Raw genomic sequence first — 12,793 nt, 5'->3', positions numbered from 1 at the left:
GCCATGGCCTTGGCTTTCATGCTGCCCTGTTACGCGCCCTTGACGATGACGCTGGTGTTGGGGTCCAGCGACACGCTGCCCTGCTTGCGGATGTGGCTTTCGACCACGTCCCAGATCGCGGGGCCCTCGGTGCCTTCGTTCACGCTGGCCCAGCCTGCAACCTGATACGTCTTGGCCGGATCGATACGTTCCCCGGTTTTCAGCAAGGTCAGTTCAGTGATGCGGCTGCCTTGCGGCTGGGTCACGTCAATGCGGTAGCCCAGCCCGCCTGTGCGCACCATGTCACCGCCCTGCTGGTAATAGGGATTGGGGTTGAACAGGTTGTCGGCCACATCTTCCAGCACGACATGCAGGAATTCACCTGTCATCTCGGTCCGGTAGGCTTCGGGGTAGGTCATGGAGGTGACGTTCCAGATATCCTCGCGCGTGATGTCCTGCCCCGGCAGGATCGACGGCCCCCACCGCACACCGGGGCTCAGCGCGATATCCGCCTCGCGCTCGGACAGCAGCGCGTCGCAGATCAGGTCATCCCAGCTGCCGTTGAAATTGCCGCGCCGGTACAGCAGCGTGTCTTCGGCGGTGGTGCCGATCACCTCTGTCAGCTGGTCAAGGTATGGCGCGCGTTGTGCGTCGATCAGCGCGGTCATCGTCGGATCAGGCGCAATCACGTCAGAGAAGATCGGGATCAGCTTGTGTCGGAACCCCATCATGCGCCCGTTGCGCACGTCCAGATCGACGCGGCTGACGAATTTGCCGTTCGACCCCGAGGCGACGATGATCGTCTCGCCCACCAGCACAGGCTCGGGCAGCGCGTCATGGGTGTGACCCGACAGGATCACGTCGATCCCCGTCACCACGCCCGCCATCTGTTTGTCCACATCAAAGCCGTTGTGGCTCAGGCAGACGACCAGTTCGGCCCCTTTGGCGCGGACCTCGTCCACCATTTCCTGCATCCGCTCATCGCGGATACCGAACGAGTATTCGGGGAACATCCAGCCGGGGTTGGCAATCGGCATATAGGGGAAAGCCTGCCCGATCACCGCGACTTTAACGCCGCCTGTCTCGTAGAACTTGTAGGGCGGGAAAAGCTCTGTCGGTTCGTCCCATTCGGCGTCAAAGATGTTCTGCCCCAGGGCGGCAAAGGGCAGCCCCTCGACGATCTCTGCCACGCGGTCAGAGCCGAGCGTGAATTCCCAGTGAAAGGTCATCGCGTCAGGCTTGAGCGCGTTCATCACGTTGACCATGTCCTGACCTTGCGTGTGGTAGCAGGTGTAGCTGCCGTGCCAGGTGTCGCCGCCATCCAGCAGCAGCGCATCGGGCCGGTCCGCGCGGATCTGGTTGATCACACTCGCCACACGGTCCAGACCGCCCATCTTGCCATAGCCCTGCGCCAGCGCCGAAAAATCGTTATAGGTCAGCGCATAAGCCGAGGGGCTGCCGTCCGCGATCCCGTAAAGCTTGCGGAAATCCGCGCCGGTCAGATGCGGCACCTTCCCGCGGTTCTCGCCCACACCGATGTTGACCGAAGGTTCGCGGAAATAGATCGGTTTCAACTGCGCGTGAATGTCGGTCACATGGATCAGGCTGACGTTGCCGAAGGTGTCGAATTCAAGCAATTTGTCCTGCGTCAACGCCTGCTGCGCGGCAAGCTTGCCCCAGTTGCCAAAGGACGACGCACCATACAAAGCCGTTGCAGCCATGCTGGCCTGAAGGAAATCACGACGAGAGATCATAGGTTGGCCTTTTCGACGCGCAATTCATATGCGCATATTTGAATAACAATGTGATGGAAAGACCCGCCTCGCATCGGCGAGACGGGTCTTTTCAGGTCAGTTCCGGACAGATGGCCCTTCGACCGACAGCCCGTTCCCGCGCGAGCCGACGTAAAGTTCTAGTGCGACAAACTCGGGGCTGCCGGGGGCAAAGGTCTCGGCACGGGTGTCGCGAACACAGCCTTTGAAACGGGCCTGCACCGCGTTCAGCTTGGTGTTTTTCAGACGATAGGTCGGGAAACCGTTGATCTGGCCCTGGCTCAGGTGGTCGGCACGGATCATGTTGCCATAATTGTCCTCGTGGCAATTGGCACAGGACAGTTCAAGCTGGCCGAAACGGGTATAGTAGATCTCTTTGCCCTGCTCCCATGTGGATTGGGCCGGACCGTCGATGGCGATGTTCACCGGCATCCCCCGCGAGACAGAGGCGATCAGCGCCGTCATGTTCACCATGTCGCCGCCAGTGTATTTCCACTTTTCCGCCCCCATGCGGTTCTCGCGGCAATCGTTGATCTGCATTTCCAGCGTGCGCACCTCGCCTGCGGATTCGACATACTTCGGATAGACCGGACGCACGCCTGCCATCTCGGCCGAGGCCCCGTGACAGTCCGCGCAGGATTTACCCTCTGATCCGTCGGCGGTGTTCCAGACATCTTCGGCCTGTTCCACAAAAATCATGCCCGCGTTGTCGAAATCATCGGCCTGCATCGCGCGGGTCTCGGCACCGCGGAAAAGCCAGCCCGACATAACCTCGTCCAACGAGTCCGCCATATGCGCGGGGGCTTCAGTGCGGGTCACGATGTCGATCTCTCCGTTGATTACCAGCGTATCATCCGCGGGATCGGCGAAGGCCCCCGTCGACATCAGCGCCGCAGCAAGGCACGCGCCCAGACCTTTTGTGAAATTGCTCATTCCTGTTCCTCCCAAGGATGCAGACGCTTAGCCGATCGCGATGTCTTTAGTTTCCTCGTAGACATCGCCGTCATCGTCATACCACGTGAAGGTGAATGTCCCCGCTTCGGGCACGGTAGCGTCGAATTCGAAATACGGGTTGGTCGAGATCGCGGGCTCCAGCGCGACATCGATCACATTCTCACCGTTAAAATCGCAGGTGAAACGGTTGATGATCGACCGCGGGATCGTGTTGCCGTCCCCGTCCTTGCGCTGGCCGGATTCCATCTTGTGGCTGATCAGGGTCTTGATCGTGATGGTTTCGCCAGCCGCTGCTGACTTGGGGACTTTGACGCGGGGTTTTACACCAGATGCCATGTTATTCTTCCTTTCGCCTTAGCCGCCGCAGCCGCCGATTGTTACTTTGACAGTGCTGGTCGCCTTGGCGAAAGAGCCGTCGGCCAGCTTGGCGATGGCCACCACATCCTGCGTGCCCGCCAAGCGGATGCGGGTGGAGGCGTGCTGCGACGCGGCCAGCGGGCCGAACTTGAAGCTCGCCACAGGCGGCGTGGGGTTACCAAGCGCCAGCACCATGATTTCAGTGGCACCGGGGGCGTCGACCTCGATCGGGACGGTATTGCCGTTTTCCGCAATCTCGGGGGCGGTCAGGGTCACGCCGGTATCAGCCATCTCTGCACCGCCGGTGAAGGCAGCAATCGCGTCATCCCCGGCAGCGGCCACGGCCAGCTTGGGGAGGGACAGTGCGGCAAAGGCACCTGCCCCCATCGCAATCGCACTACGTCGTGTAAATTCCATTATCATCACTCCTGGTCAGATCCCGCGCGGTGGGGTTCTTAGTCTTTCAACGTGGCAAGATAGGCCACGACATCCTCGATCTGCTGGGCGGCCAGAAGAGGCCCCAGCGTGTCGTCGGCCGCCTTGCCGGTATAGCCCTTGCCCGGACGGGTATAGCCGCTGTCCTTGTAGAACGCGGGCATCATCGTCCCCTCGAACAGCATCTTCGCGTTGGCGACGATGCCGCGCAATTCAGCCTCGGTCCAGCGGTCCCCCGCGCCATCCAGCATCGGGCCGATTTCGCCCTGGAACGGGACATCGGGCAAAGCGCTGACCTGATGGCAGGCGACGCAGTTGCCAAGCTTTTTGCTGCCCACGATCTTAGCCCCCTCTTCGGGGTTGCCGGGGGTGCCGGTCAGCGATTGTTCAACCGCGCCATACTCATCATAGACCACGTCACCGGGGGCCACGTCGGCCGCATGCGCCGCCGCAGCAAAGCCGACAGAGGCCACTAGGGCAAATACGGAAACTTTCATGCGTCCTCCCACAGACATTCCTTTTCAAAAGCCTACCCCCCGCGCCAAAATGACGCAACTATAAATTCATCTTATTGAATTTTTTATTGAAGCACGGCATTTAGCGGATCCTCGCCCTTATTCCTGCTCTTCAACGAGCATACGCGCGTGATATTTCTGGAACGTCTCGTCCCCTTCATATCCCTTGTCGACGATCCACTTCATCATGTGAAAGGTCGTCGCCGGACCAAAGGCACCAGGCACCGTCGCGACCGCCGCTTCAACGGCCGTCTGCCCTTCCTCCACGGTCTGGGGGAAATACATCAGCGTCGGCGTGAACATCTGACGCCATTTGCGCACCATGTCCCTCTCGGGCAATGTCTCTCCGTCAAAGTCGGTGACCTCGACATCGCCGAACATGTTGATCTGCACGACAAAGAAGTTCTCGCGTAGGTAGGCATCGATCTTGGGCAGCGGGAAAACCTCTTCGTGCATCTTGTTGCAGTAGATGCAGCCGCGCTGTTCGATGATGACCATCAGCCGCTTGCCCTCGTCCGTCGCCTCGGCCAGATCGTCGCGCAGATCTTTGAAGGTCTCACGCATCCAGGCGGTCTTGTGCAAACCATCATCCCCCAGGGTCGCGGCACTGCCCGCAGTCACCATACAAGCGACAGCCGCCAGCGCGGCCAAAGCGTTTCGGATCATCTTCATCAAAAGTCCCTCCGGTTGTTAGCCAATGGCGCTGAAAACGGGGAAGGTTTCAAGCATCCACTGCGCAATATAGTTGATCGAGTTGGTGGCAATCAGCAGGCCAAAGACAATCAGCAGAACCCCCATCGCCTTTTCTACCGTGCCCAGATGTTGCCGGAACCCCGCCATCCAGCGCATGAACGGCCCGATGAACAGCGCCGCCAGCACGAAAGGCGCGGTCATGCCCAAGCCGTAGGTCAGCAGCAACAGCGCGCCCGAGCCCGCCGTCTCGGCCCCCGCGGCGGTGAACAGGATGGCCGCAAGCACCGGCCCGACGCAAGGGGTCCAACCAAAGGCAAAGGCCAGCCCGATCACATAGGCCCCCAGAAAACTGGTTGCCGTCGTGTTCCCCGCATCCGCACGAAACTGGCGATATAGAAAACCGATACGGATCACGCCCAGAAAATGGAGCCCCATCGCAATGATAACAGCCGCAGCGACCCATCGCAAAATATCGAAATAGTCCCGCACGATCTGGCCAAAGGTCGTGGCCACCGCTCCCAGCCCGACAAAGATCGTGATAACCCCCGCTGCAAAGAACAGCGCCGCGATCACCGCGCGCCGGCGCACGGCGGCATCCACCGGCCCGTCTGCCGTGATCTGGTTCATGCCGACGCCCGCCAGATAGCTCAGATAAAAGGGCACGATCGGCAGGATGCAGGGCGACAAAAAGGACAAAAGCCCGGCAAACGCCGCGCCCAGAAAGGTGATTTCAAGCATGCAGGTTGCCTTTCTCTTGTACCATTCACATATTCACATTAAGTATTTTGAAATCAACAGGTGAATTTCCTATGCGGTTGCGCACTGCTTTCTTGTCTCTCTCGGTGGCCGCAGGCCTTGCGGTTTCCCCTGTGGTCGCAGCGGCCCAGACCGCGCTGATCATGGTCGAGGAACAGGGCTGCGTGTGGTGTGCCCGTTGGAATGAGCAGATCGCCCCGATCTATCCCAAGACCCAAGCGGGCAAGGCAGCCCCATTACGCCGCGTTGATATCAACGATGACAAACCCGCCGATCTGCACTTTGCCCGCGGCCTGCATTACACGCCGACGTTCGTGTTGATGGTCGACGGCCATGAGGTGTCGCGCATCGAAGGCTACCCGGGCGAAGATTTCTTTTGGGGCGTTCTGGAAAAAATGCTATCCGACGCCAAATTGATGCCAGACCCCGACAAAAGCTAGCGCCCATTGCGATATGCGCACGCCAATCCCCCTTTATTCAGCCAAGGATGTTAACCAGTGGGCACCCCCGGTTCCGACACAGAAATGAGCCAAGCCGATCGGGACCGTATGGCCGAAAACGCCGCACGTGCCTCTAACTTCCTCAAGGCGATCAGCCACGAGGGGCGGTTGATGATCCTGTGTCACCTCTCTGCAGGCGAAAAATCCGTCACCGAGCTGGAAGAGCTGCTGTCCGCCCGTCAGGCGGCGGTATCCCAACAGCTGTCACGCTTGCGGCTTGAAGGGCTGGTAACGCCACGCCGCGACGGCAAAACGATCTTTTACAGGCTGGCCGATGACCGTCCGCAAAAGATCATGGAAGTCGTCTATGATATGTTCTGCAAACCGGACAGCGACGCGTAAACGCGGCTCAGACCTGCTCCAGATACGTCAGCAGCCGCGCCTCCGAGGCGAATAGCCCGGTCTTGCGCCCGACCTTGATCTCGGGCGGGGCTTCACCCGCCAGATCGATCACCGCCGGATGGATATAGCTGTTGCGCGCCACGGTCGGCGTATTGCTCAACTGTGCGGCGGCGGCTTCGGCCAATTGCTTGATGGTGGCCTGCCCCTTCTCGGCGGCCTCGAAGGCGGCAACGGTGCCCGCCCATGTTCGGAACGTCTTGGCGGTGAAGTCGTCGCACCCCGTTACTTCGGCGATATAGGCGTTCAGTCCGGCTGAGTTCAACTGATGCACCTCGCCCTGCGCATCGGCCCATGTCAGCAGCTCCGCCCCCGGCAGATCGTTAATTTTCTCCAGCGTTTTGGCCAGCGTCCGGTCGTTGATCTGCCGCCGCACCTTCTTGCCGCCCTTGGCCGTATAGCGCAGCCGGATCACATTCCCGTCGAGTTTGACATGGCGCGACCGCAGGGTCAGCGTGCCATAGCTGCCATTCTCGCGCGTGTAGTCCGGATTACCCACCCGCAGCGACGCGCGGTCGATCAGCGTGACGGCGCTGGCCAAGGCAAAGCTGCGCTCCCCTGCCTGCTGATCCAGATCGCGGGCGACAAAGCGGCGCAGGCGCGGCAAAGCATGCGCAAAATCCACCAGGCTCGCGAATTTCGTCTCTGCCTGCGCCTCTGACCATTTTTCATGATAGCGATATTGTTTGCGATTGCGGGTGTCGCGCCCCGTGGCCAGCAAATGCCCGTTCGCCAAAGGCGTCATCCACACGTCTTCATAGGCGGGCGGCACCGCCATCGCTTCCAGCCGCGCGCGCTCTTCTCCGCGGGCAATGGTTGTGCCGTCCGGTGCCTTATAGGTAAACCCGCGCCCGCGACGCTGACGCGAAATGCCGGGGCGGTCATCGCCATAATAGGTCAGCCCCGCGCCGCCCATATGTCAGGCGGCCTCGACTTCCGACGATAGCTTGAGCACCTCATCCCCGTCGTCTTGCTCGATCAACAGCGCCGGATCATCATCGGACCCGTTGCGCGTGACCTCGGACCCTTTCAACGTACGGGTCACACTTTTGGTAAAGCGGTCTGTCACCTTGCCACTGGCAGTGCCCTGCCCCCAGTCCCATTTGACCTTGGTGCCCTTGGATATGCCTGACATCGTCGTCCCCTCTGCACTGTTTGGTGTGAAAGGATAACGACCTATGCCCGAAACGGGTTCCCTCCGGTCAGACCCGCCAGCGCAGCACGCGGGTTTCGATGGCGGCAATCACGGCGCTCACGCAAACCCCCAACACCGACAGGATCACGACACCCGCAAACAGACGTTCAAGATCATAAAGACTGCCGGCCTCAAGGATATACGCCCCGATGCCATATTCCGCGCCCAGCATTTCAGCTGCCACCAGCAGGATGATCGCAATCGCCAAAGAGATCCGCAGCCCCGACAGGATGCCCGGCATCGCCCCCGGCAGTACGATCTTGCGCACGATCGACCACCACGACAGACCAAAGCTCTGCCCCATGCGGATCAATCCGCGGTCCACGTTGTCCACCGCCGCATAGGTCGCCACGACCGTCGGCGTGAACGTCCCAAAGGCGATCAGCGCGTATTTACTGCCCTCGTCAATGCCGAACCAGATCACGAATAACGGCAAAAGCGCAATCTTGGGGATCGGGAACAGCGCCGCAACCAGGGGCACCAGCCCGGCACGCACATAGCTGAACAGCCCGATCATCACCCCGACGCCGACTCCAACCAAGGCCCCGAGCGTCGCCCCCACAGCCAAGCGGCTGAGCGAGGGGGCCAGATGTTTGAACAGCATCCCCGATTGCCACAGTTCGACAAAGGTCATCGCCACATCCGAGGGACGCGGCAACGTCAGGTTAGAGATAAAGCCGCTGCGCGTGCCCCATTCGGCCAACAGGATCAGCAGGACAAAGACCAAGACCCCCATGCCCCGTCGTTGCTTGGGGGCAAAACCGCCACCGCGAAAGGCGACGGGGCGGCTGTTTGTATGTGCTGCATCAGACATGGATCAACTCCGCATCGGCGGCGGCGGCTTCTTCGCGCATCAGCCCCCACAAATGTTGTTGTTGCGCCTCGAGGGCGGCATCGCCATAGGCACGCTCTGCCAACGGTGTCGTCAGTTCAACCACCTCGCGGATCTGCCCGGGGCGGCGCGACAGGACCACGATTCTGTGCCCCAGCCGCACGGCCTCTGCCAGATTGTGGGTGACGTAGACGGCGGTGAAGGGCTGGCGGGTCCACAGGCTGATCAGATCGTCCATCAACAGTTCGCGCGTCTGACTGTCCAAGGCGCTCAGCGGTTCGTCCATCAACATCACCGCAGGGTTCACCGCCAGGGCGCGTGCAATGGCCACCCGCTGTTTCATCCCGCCAGAAAGCTGCTTGGGCAGGGCATCGGCAAATTCGGTCAGTTTGGTACGGGCCAGCACATCGTCGATGATCCGCGCCCGCGCGGCGGCATCCAGCCCGTGATCCTCCAGCACCAGCGCCACATTGCCGCGCACGCTGCGCCAGGGCAGCAAGGCGAAATCCTGAAATACGTAGGTAAGCGGGTTCAGACAGCCGGCTGGGGGCGTGCCCAGTTGCAGCACCTCGCCCGAAGTCGGCTGCTCCAGCCCGCCCAGCATCCGCAGCAAGGTCGACTTGCCACAGCCCGAAGGCCCGACGATGCAGACAATCTGCCCTGACGGAATATCAAGGTTGATATCGCGCAGCACTTCGGTCTCGCCATAAGTATGGCTGACCCCCGCTAACCTAAGATCCATGAGAAACGTCCTGAAATATCAAAGGCCGGGCAAAGCCTGCCCGACCTGTCGTTGGTATAGATGGCGCGATCAGGCGCCGATGGTGTCGACGAAAGACGTGTCGATCAACGTCTCAAGCGTGATATCCGCATCCACCAGCCCCTCGGACTGGAACCAGCTCAGCTGGTCACGCACAGAGGCGACGTTCAACGCGGCCCCCTCGTTCAGACGCATGGTGCCGTTGACAATCCCCGGCGTCGCGGCCTCGAGCGTTTTGTCGGTGTAGACGTAGTTGTGGATCAGCTTGACCATCTCGGCCACGCCTTCCGCACCGGCGGTCTGTTCGATCATCGCGGCGTTGTAGTCAGCCGCCCCCTTGGCATAGGCCGCAAGGTAATCCTGCGTCTGCTGCTTTTCCTTGCTCGCGTTCTTGGTCGAGGTAAAGACCGTGGTGACCTGATAGTCGGGCAGATAATCGGACACGTTCCCGATGATATGCACGGCACCCGAGCCCGCCAGTGGCTTGGCGATATGGGGCACGATGGACCAGGCATCAATCTGGCCGGTCTTCAGCGCGCCGATGATGGCACCCACCTTCTGCAACGGCTTGAACGACAACTCGATCCCCTCGGCCTGCGCCATCTTTGACCCCATATAATGGAACGACGATCCCGCCGTGGTCATGCCAAAGCTCTTCCCGTCCAGCATCGCAGGCGCGGTCACACCCGCCTGATAGGCCGCGTCCGAGGCCAGAAACTTCTGCCCGTCAATGCCCTTCTCTTCAGACAAGGCACCGCCGATCACCTTGATCGCACCCTTATCCGCCAGCGACACCAGCCCGCCCGAGATCGCGGTCACGGCATAGTCGACATCCCCGCTGGCAATCGCCACGGCCATCGGCTGCGCGGCCTGAAAGAACTTGAGCTCGACATCCAGACCGGCCTGCTTGAAATATTCGCGCTGATAGGCCACGAATGTACCGGAATGGCTGGTAAAGCGCAGCGCGCCCAGAGTGATCTTTTTGCCCTGCGCAACAGCCGGTGCAGCAAGCCCGACCGCGGCAGCGGCCCCCATGGTCGCCAATGTTTGGCGGCGGTTGAATGTGGTCATGATATCCTCCCCTTGAATTTGCGCGCACAATGGGTCGTGGCATGACGTAGTGTCAAGCGCAGGCCCCCGAAAACCACCCTCACGAACGAAGCGTCACGGCCTGTGGCACCCAGCCTCGCCCGCTTCCAAATGGCCTTAAATCCTCGCCGAAGGCTCCTCAGATTGCCAGCGCGCGCGACATTGCCTATATGGGCGTCACCGCTGCATCAGCCCCCTCCCTTTCACAAAAGGCCCGATCCCATGACCTTCGACCGTTCGATCAAAATCGCCCCCTCCATCCTTGCTGCCGACTTTGCCAATTTCGGGGCAGAGTGCGAAGCCATCGAAGCACAGGGTGCGGACTGGGTACATGTCGACGTAATGGACGGGCATTTCGTCCCGAATATCAGCTTTGGCCCGACCACCTGCGCCGCGATCCGCCCCCATATCAAGGGCGTGATGGACGTGCATCTGATGATCGAACCCGTTGATCCCTACATCGATGCCTTTGCCAAAGCCGGTGCCGATGTGATCACGGCCCATGTCGAAGCAGGCCCCCACATCCACCGCACGCTGCAAGCGATCCGCGGTGCCGGTGCCAAGGCCGGTGTCGCGCTAAACCCCGGCACGCCTGCCGCAGCGGTAGAGCATCTGCTCGACGTTGCCGATCTGGTCTGTGTGATGACCGTGAACCCCGGTTTCGGCGGGCAGAAGTTCATTGATATGAGCGACAAGATCCGCACCCTGCGCGCGATGATCGGCGACCGCCCGGTGCATATCGAAATTGACGGCGGTGTGGACGTAAACACCGCTTCTAGTGTGGCGCAGGCGGGGGCTGATGTGCTGGTCGCAGGTTCCGCGGTATTCCGTGGCGGGTCGGTCAGCAACCCTTCCCCCTACGGCGAAAACATCCGCGCTATCCGCGCCGCTGCCGAAGGCGTCTACGTCTAAGCGCCAGCCGCAAACCAGCGACAAAGGAAAAGGCCGGCCCCCAACACGGGGGACCGGCCTTTTCCTTGACACCGCACAGGGAACAATCAGAAGCCAATCAGGCCAACTGGTCCTTGAATGTCTCGATCAGCTTGTGCTTGAGGATCTTGCCCGTGGGGGCCGCAGGCAGGGCCGTTCCGATAATAAACTGGCTAGGGCGTTTATAGCCTGTCAGCCGTTCCTTGACGAAGGCCTTCAGGTCTTGCGGGTCCAGCGTGTCGCCCTCGGCGATCTGGACGAAGGCCAGCACCTCTTCATCGTTGCCGGTGGACCGGCCCACCACAGCGGCCTGAATGACCTGCGGGTGGTCGTTGATCGCGGCCTCTACCTCGGGCGGGTAGACATTGAACCCGCCGTGGATGATCAGCTCTTTCGAGCGGCCCAGAATATGCAGGTGACCGTGTTCGTCGAACGTCCCCAGATCTCCGGTGCGCAGCCAGCCATCCTGGCCAAGGACTTTGGCCGTTTCCTCGGGGTTCTTGTAATAGCCCTTCATGACGTGGGCTCCACGGGTCAAGACCTCGCCCTTGCCATTGCTGCCGCCTTCGACAGTGTCATCGATCTTGGTCTCGACACCGGGCAAGGACGGGCCGACCGAGATATCAGGCGATCCCAGCGGGTTGCTGGTGGCCGAGATACCGGCGGTGGATTCCGTCATGCCATAGCCGTTCTGGATCGCGACGCCGTAAAAGGCTTCGGCCTTGCGCTTCCACGTGGGGTCCAGCGGCGCCGCCCCCGAAGATACATAGCGCAGCGTTTTGGAGTTGAGCTGCGTCAGCCCTTGCTCTTTCGTGTATTGCATCAGCAGCGCGTGCATCTGCGGCACGGCCGACAGGAAGTTCACCCCCGTGGTCAGCGCGGTATAAAGCTTTTCAGCCGAGAAACGCGCCTCCAGCCGGATTTCGGCACCGGCGCAGCAGGATGCGGTCATAACCGAACACAGTCCGAAAACATGGGTCAGGGGCAACACGCCATAGACGACATCGCCCGGATTGATCCCTCGCAGCGTCGCAGAGGCATTGCCGCCAAAGCGCACGTTGGCATGGGTCAGCATGACGCCCTTGGGGTCGCCCGTTGTCCCGGTGGTATACAGCAGCACCGCCACATCGCTCAGATCCCCATCAGGGTTGCTGGCGATCGGCGTGGCCAGATGCATCGCGCCGAAGGCACCGGTGATCTCTGCGGCACCCAGCCGTTCCGCATGGGCTGTCGCATCGGGTGAGGCGTGGCAGGTCATCAGCACGGCAGCAGGTGCCGCGTGTTCAATGATCCGCTGGATTTCGCCCGCGCTTTGACGTGCATTGACGGGGATGATGACGGCGCCAGCTTTCCACGTGCCAAACACAGTGGCCACGGCGGCGGCACAGTTTTCCGACAGCATCAGCACGCGGTCGTTGGGCTGCACACCGGCATCCTTGAGCGCCTGCGCGATGTCGTCGCTTGCCTTGTCGAACATCTTGTACGTCCAGCGTACCCCTGTGCTGTCGCTCAGCGCGGGCGCGTCCCCGCGTGCGGCCACTTGATCCGCCAGAAATTGCTCTACACGTACCATATATTCTCTGCCTCCCCGCAGTCTTTCAGAACCCGGTCAGCGCGTCTGGCTGCG

The 12,793-nt window shown here is 61.0% G+C and carries 16 protein-coding genes; 3 read left to right on the top strand and 13 right to left on the bottom strand.

Translation table 11 applies throughout. The annotated features are described in order from the left end of the window. Positions 1-29: 29 nt before the first annotated feature. From soxB to C1J04_RS05120, 7 genes are all read right to left on the bottom strand, one after another. Positions 30-1,733, bottom strand: coding sequence for a thiosulfohydrolase SoxB (soxB, locus tag C1J04_RS05150; RefSeq protein WP_009826260.1), 1,704 nt, complete (start codon positions 1,731-1,733; stop codon positions 30-32). A 96-nt stretch (positions 1,734-1,829) separates the two neighbouring features. Further along, positions 1,830-2,684 carry a sulfur oxidation c-type cytochrome SoxA gene (soxA, locus tag C1J04_RS05145; RefSeq protein WP_009826259.1) on the bottom strand — a complete coding sequence of 285 codons (855 nt, stop codon included), beginning with the start codon at positions 2,682-2,684 and terminating at the stop codon, positions 1,830-1,832. 27 nt (positions 2,685-2,711) lie between these two features. Further along, entirely contained in the window at positions 2,712-3,041 is a 330-nt protein-coding gene (gene soxZ / locus C1J04_RS05140) for a thiosulfate oxidation carrier complex protein SoxZ (protein WP_009826258.1), read from the bottom strand. A gap of 18 nt (positions 3,042-3,059) precedes the next feature. Then, positions 3,060-3,479 (bottom strand): thiosulfate oxidation carrier protein SoxY, encoded by a 420-nt coding sequence (gene soxY, locus C1J04_RS05135; RefSeq protein ID WP_037954197.1) that lies wholly within the window; start codon positions 3,477-3,479, stop codon positions 3,060-3,062. Positions 3,480-3,517: 38 nt separating this feature from the next. Then, entirely contained in the window at positions 3,518-3,994 is a 477-nt protein-coding gene (gene soxX / locus C1J04_RS05130; protein ID WP_009826256.1) for a sulfur oxidation c-type cytochrome SoxX, read from the bottom strand. A 117-nt stretch (positions 3,995-4,111) separates the two neighbouring features. Next, positions 4,112-4,684: a thioredoxin family protein gene (locus tag C1J04_RS05125; protein WP_009826255.1), complete on the bottom strand. Its 573-nt coding sequence runs from the start codon at positions 4,682-4,684 to the stop codon at positions 4,112-4,114. Between the two features lie 18 nt (positions 4,685-4,702). Then, positions 4,703-5,443, bottom strand: coding sequence for a cytochrome c biogenesis CcdA family protein (locus C1J04_RS05120; protein ID WP_009826254.1), 741 nt, complete (start codon positions 5,441-5,443; stop codon positions 4,703-4,705). Between the two features lie 71 nt (positions 5,444-5,514). Here C1J04_RS05120 and C1J04_RS05115 point away from each other — a divergent pair, with 71 nt between their 5' ends. Together C1J04_RS05115 and C1J04_RS05110 are read left to right on the top strand one after the other, a co-directional pair. Then, positions 5,515-5,901, top strand: a complete 387-nt coding sequence (locus C1J04_RS05115; RefSeq protein WP_009826253.1) for a hypothetical protein — start codon at positions 5,515-5,517, stop codon at positions 5,899-5,901. Positions 5,902-5,985: 84 nt separating this feature from the next. After that, positions 5,986-6,303: an ArsR/SmtB family transcription factor gene (locus C1J04_RS05110; protein ID WP_009826252.1), complete on the top strand. Its 318-nt coding sequence runs from the start codon at positions 5,986-5,988 to the stop codon at positions 6,301-6,303. Between the two features lie 7 nt (positions 6,304-6,310). Here the strand turns inward: C1J04_RS05110 and C1J04_RS05105 are convergent, their stop codons facing one another. The 5 genes from C1J04_RS05105 to C1J04_RS05085 form a co-directional block, all read right to left on the bottom strand. Continuing rightward, on the bottom strand, positions 6,311-7,276 hold the full coding sequence (locus C1J04_RS05105) for a DNA topoisomerase IB (RefSeq protein WP_009826251.1): 966 nt from the start codon (positions 7,274-7,276) through the stop codon (positions 6,311-6,313). 3 nt (positions 7,277-7,279) lie between these two features. Next, positions 7,280-7,495: a DUF2945 domain-containing protein gene (locus tag C1J04_RS05100; RefSeq protein ID WP_009826250.1), complete on the bottom strand. Its 216-nt coding sequence runs from the start codon at positions 7,493-7,495 to the stop codon at positions 7,280-7,282. Positions 7,496-7,562: 67 nt separating this feature from the next. Then, complete coding sequence (locus C1J04_RS05095; RefSeq protein WP_174226599.1) at positions 7,563-8,369, bottom strand: ABC transporter permease; 807 nt, start codon at positions 8,367-8,369, stop codon at positions 7,563-7,565. Further along, positions 8,362-9,129, bottom strand: a complete 768-nt coding sequence (locus C1J04_RS05090) for an ABC transporter ATP-binding protein (protein WP_009826249.1) — start codon at positions 9,127-9,129, stop codon at positions 8,362-8,364. Before C1J04_RS05090 ends, C1J04_RS05095 begins: the two co-directional genes overlap by 8 nt. A 69-nt stretch (positions 9,130-9,198) precedes the next feature. Next, positions 9,199-10,218 carry an ABC transporter substrate-binding protein gene (locus C1J04_RS05085; RefSeq protein ID WP_037954195.1) on the bottom strand — a complete coding sequence of 340 codons (1,020 nt, stop codon included), beginning with the start codon at positions 10,216-10,218 and terminating at the stop codon, positions 9,199-9,201. A 240-nt stretch (positions 10,219-10,458) separates the two neighbouring features. Here C1J04_RS05085 and rpe point away from each other — a divergent pair, with 240 nt between their 5' ends. Continuing rightward, positions 10,459-11,148: a ribulose-phosphate 3-epimerase gene (rpe, locus tag C1J04_RS05080; protein ID WP_009826247.1), complete on the top strand. Its 690-nt coding sequence runs from the start codon at positions 10,459-10,461 to the stop codon at positions 11,146-11,148. Between the two features lie 97 nt (positions 11,149-11,245). Here the strand turns inward: rpe and C1J04_RS05075 are convergent, their stop codons facing one another. Continuing rightward, positions 11,246-12,739, bottom strand: a complete 1,494-nt coding sequence (locus C1J04_RS05075) for a class I adenylate-forming enzyme family protein (RefSeq protein ID WP_009826246.1) — start codon at positions 12,737-12,739, stop codon at positions 11,246-11,248. Positions 12,740-12,793: the final 54 nt, after the last annotated feature.

The sequence above is a fragment of the Sulfitobacter sp. SK025 genome, assembly GCF_003352105.1.
GTDB lineage: Bacteria > Pseudomonadota > Alphaproteobacteria > Rhodobacterales > Rhodobacteraceae > Sulfitobacter > Sulfitobacter pontiacus.
This window is presented reverse-complemented; position numbering and strand designations above follow the sequence as displayed.

Bases quoted from the DNA above. Each gene is read 5' to 3' on its own strand.
- soxB (WP_009826260.1), bottom strand. From the start codon at position 1,733: ATGATCTCTCGTCGTGATTTCCTTCAGGCCAGCATGGCTGCAACGGCT.
- soxA (WP_009826259.1), bottom strand. From the start codon at position 2,684: ATGAGCAATTTCACAAAAGGTCTGGGCGCGTGCCTTGCTGCGGCGCTG.
- soxZ (WP_009826258.1), bottom strand. From the start codon at position 3,041: ATGGCATCTGGTGTAAAACCCCGCGTCAAAGTCCCCAAGTCAGCAGCG.
- soxY (WP_037954197.1), bottom strand. From the start codon at position 3,479: ATGGAATTTACACGACGTAGTGCGATTGCGATGGGGGCAGGTGCCTTT.
- soxX (WP_009826256.1), bottom strand. From the start codon at position 3,994: ATGAAAGTTTCCGTATTTGCCCTAGTGGCCTCTGTCGGCTTTGCTGCG.
- C1J04_RS05125 (WP_009826255.1), bottom strand. From the start codon at position 4,684: ATGAAGATGATCCGAAACGCTTTGGCCGCGCTGGCGGCTGTCGCTTGT.
- C1J04_RS05120 (WP_009826254.1), bottom strand. From the start codon at position 5,443: ATGCTTGAAATCACCTTTCTGGGCGCGGCGTTTGCCGGGCTTTTGTCC.
- C1J04_RS05115 (WP_009826253.1), top strand. From the start codon at position 5,515: ATGCGGTTGCGCACTGCTTTCTTGTCTCTCTCGGTGGCCGCAGGCCTT.
- C1J04_RS05110 (WP_009826252.1), top strand. From the start codon at position 5,986: ATGAGCCAAGCCGATCGGGACCGTATGGCCGAAAACGCCGCACGTGCC.
- C1J04_RS05105 (WP_009826251.1), bottom strand. From the start codon at position 7,276: ATGGGCGGCGCGGGGCTGACCTATTATGGCGATGACCGCCCCGGCATT.
- C1J04_RS05100 (WP_009826250.1), bottom strand. From the start codon at position 7,495: ATGTCAGGCATATCCAAGGGCACCAAGGTCAAATGGGACTGGGGGCAG.
- C1J04_RS05095 (WP_174226599.1), bottom strand. From the start codon at position 8,369: ATGTCTGATGCAGCACATACAAACAGCCGCCCCGTCGCCTTTCGCGGT.
- C1J04_RS05090 (WP_009826249.1), bottom strand. From the start codon at position 9,129: ATGGATCTTAGGTTAGCGGGGGTCAGCCATACTTATGGCGAGACCGAA.
- C1J04_RS05085 (WP_037954195.1), bottom strand. From the start codon at position 10,218: ATGACCACATTCAACCGCCGCCAAACATTGGCGACCATGGGGGCCGCT.
- rpe (WP_009826247.1), top strand. From the start codon at position 10,459: ATGACCTTCGACCGTTCGATCAAAATCGCCCCCTCCATCCTTGCTGCC.
- C1J04_RS05075 (WP_009826246.1), bottom strand. From the start codon at position 12,739: ATGGTACGTGTAGAGCAATTTCTGGCGGATCAAGTGGCCGCACGCGGG.